The organism is Pseudomonas sp. NPDC089534 (assembly GCF_044749305.1).
Lineage (GTDB): Bacteria > Pseudomonadota > Gammaproteobacteria > Pseudomonadales > Pseudomonadaceae > Aquipseudomonas > Aquipseudomonas ekonensis.
This window is the reverse complement of record NZ_JBIVHR010000197.1, coordinates 1-2,480: the sequence shown is the minus strand read 5'-3', so window position 1 is coordinate 2,480 and position 2,480 is coordinate 1. Positions and strand designations below refer to the sequence as shown.

The following is a 2,480-nucleotide window of genomic DNA, read 5'->3' as shown; positions in this document are numbered from 1 at the left end:
ATGCAGCGGGCCCGGCGTGTCGTACGTCAGCTGCATATCCCTCTCGGTGACATTTCTGTCGGTAAGTTCTCCGACGGCGAAATCACTGCCGAGATCAATGAAAACGTTCGCGGTAAAGACGTCTTCATTATTCAGCCGACTTGCGCTCCGACCAACGATAACCTGATGGAACTGGTAGTGATGGCCGATGCCTTCCGCCGCTCCTCGGCTACTCGTATCACTGCTGTTATCCCTTACTTTGGTTATGCCCGTCAGGATCGCCGTCCGCGTTCCGCACGTGTGGCCATCAGCGCGAAAGTCGTCGCTGACATGCTCACCGTCGTCGGCATCGACCGTGTGCTCACGGTTGACCTGCACGCTGACCAGATTCAGGGTTTCTTCGATATTCCGGTAGATAACATCTACGGCTCCCCGGTACTGGTGGATGACATCGAAGACCAGCGCTTCGAGAACCTGATGATCGTGTCCCCGGACATTGGCGGCGTCGTGCGTGCACGGGCCGTTGCCAAATCCCTGGGCGTGGATCTCGGGATCATCGACAAACGCCGTGAGAAAGCCAATCACTCCGAAGTGATGCACATCATCGGCGATGTCGAAGGTCGCACCTGCATCCTGGTCGATGACATGGTCGATACCGCCGGCACCCTGTGCCATGCGGCCAAGGCCCTGAAAGAGCACGGCGCAGCCAAGGTCTTCGCCTACTGCACACACCCTGTGCTGTCGGGCCGGGCCATCGAGAACATCGAGAATTCCGTGCTGGACGAGCTGGTGGTGACCAACACCATCCCGCTGTCCGCAGCAGCACAAGCCTGTGCGCGTATCCGTCAACTGGATATCGCACCGGTGGTTGCCGAAGCGGTTCGCCGCATCAGCAATGAAGAATCGATCAGCGCGATGTTCCGTTAAGGGCCCTGCCCTTCTCGAAACGTCCCGTTGACGAAAAGCGCCCCGCCCCGGCATTCCTGTCCGGGGCGGGGCTTTTTTGCCCATACCGTGTTTGGCGCTGGTCGCAAACGCCACTCGGTGATGGCTATTTTGGAGAAACGAAATGACTGATTTCACCCTGAACGCTCAAGCGCGTACTGACCTGGGGAAAGGTGCGAGCCGCCGCCTGCGTCACGCCGCCAACATTCCTGCCGTTGTCTACGGTGGCAACAAGGACGCCCAGTCCCTGACCATCCTGGCCAAGGAAATCACCAAGCTGTTCGAAAACGAAGCTGCCTTCAGCCACGTGATCGAGCTGAACGTCGACGGCACCAAGCAAAACGTCGTTGTCAAAGCCCTGCAGCGTCACCCAGCCAAGCAGTTCATCATGCACGCTGACTTCGTGCGCGTTGTTGCCGGCCAGAAACTGACCGCCAAGGTACCGGTTCACTTCATCAACGAAGAAGCCGCAGTCAAGAAAGGCGGCGAGATCTCCCACGTCGTGGCTGAAATCGAAGTTTCGTGCGAAGCCAAAGACCTGCCTGAGTTCATCGAAGTTGACCTGGGCAAGGCCGAAGTCGGCACCATCATCCACCTGTCCGACATCAAGGCCATCAAAGGCGTTGAGTTCGTGGCACTGGCTCATGGCAACGACCTGGCTGTGGCCAACGTTCACGCTCCACGTGTTGCTCCAGAAGCTGCAGAAGGCGCAGCAGAGTAATTTCACTCTGCTTGCCGGAGCGGGCGGAACATCGCGGACTTAAGCGTAGCGAGAAAGCGGGCGAGAACGCGGAGTTTACATCCAAGGTAAATGCGCATTTTTCGTCCGTTTTCGCCGCATGCATAAGCTGCGGCGATGACATCCACCACTCCACAGAAGGGCCCCTATCGTGACTGCCATCAAACTGATCGTCGGCCTGGGTAATCCAGGCGCCGAATACGAACAGACCCGGCATAACGCAGGGGCCCTTTTTGTTGAGCGCATCGCCCACGCGCAAGGCGTCAGCCTCGTGGCCGACCGCAAGTATTTCGGCCTGACCGCACGCTATTCGCATCAAGGTCAGGACGTTCGTCTGCTGATTCCCACCACCTACATGAACCGCAGCGGCCAAGCCGTGGCGGCACTCGCCGGTTTCTTCCGCATCAAGCCCGAAGAGATCCTGGTGGCGCACGACGAACTCGACCTGCCTCCGGGCGTCGCCAAGCTCAAGCAGGGCGGCGGCCATGGCGGTCACAACGGGTTGCGCGACATCATTGCGCAACTGGGCAATCAGAACACGTTCCATCGCCTGCGGCTCGGCATCGGCCACCCGGGCGTGGCCAGCATGGTGTCGAATTTCGTCCTGGGTCGTGCGCCGCGCGCCGAACAGGAAAAGCTCGACGCCAGCATCGACTTCGCCCTCGGCGTGCTGCCGGATATCCTCGCCGGAGAATGGAACCGCGCGATGAAAAACCTGCACAGCCAGAAGGCCTGACTCTTATCCGAGGGGAAACACCATGGGATTCAATTGCGGCATCGTCGGCCTCCTAACGTCGGCAAGTCCACCCTGTTCAAC

3 protein-coding genes are annotated in these 2,480 nt (G+C 59.2%); all 3 read left to right on the top strand.

The window, feature by feature from the left end:
• The 3 genes from ACIP0B_RS28310 (at position 1) to pth (ending at position 2,399) form a co-directional block, all read left to right on the top strand.
• The gene (locus tag ACIP0B_RS28310) at positions 1-906 is read left to right on the top strand and encodes a ribose-phosphate pyrophosphokinase (RefSeq protein WP_400838470.1); all 906 of its coding nucleotides are present in this window, start codon (positions 1-3) and stop codon (positions 904-906) included.
• 142 nt (positions 907-1,048) lie between these two features.
• The gene (locus ACIP0B_RS28305) at positions 1,049-1,645 is read left to right on the top strand and encodes a 50S ribosomal protein L25/general stress protein Ctc (protein WP_400838467.1); all 597 of its coding nucleotides are present in this window, start codon (positions 1,049-1,051) and stop codon (positions 1,643-1,645) included.
• Between the two features lie 169 nt (positions 1,646-1,814).
• On the top strand, positions 1,815-2,399 hold the full coding sequence (gene pth / locus ACIP0B_RS28300; RefSeq protein WP_085584703.1) for an aminoacyl-tRNA hydrolase: 585 nt from the start codon (positions 1,815-1,817) through the stop codon (positions 2,397-2,399).
• Positions 2,400-2,480: the final 81 nt, after the last annotated feature.

What these genes read in the sequence shown, in the direction of transcription:
- ACIP0B_RS28305 (WP_400838467.1), top strand. Translation starts at nt 1,049, where the DNA reads ATGACTGATTTCACCCTGAACGCTCAAGCGCGTACTGACCTGGGGAAA.
- ACIP0B_RS28310 (WP_400838470.1), top strand. Translation starts at nt 1, where the DNA reads ATGCAGCGGGCCCGGCGTGTCGTACGTCAGCTGCATATCCCTCTCGGT.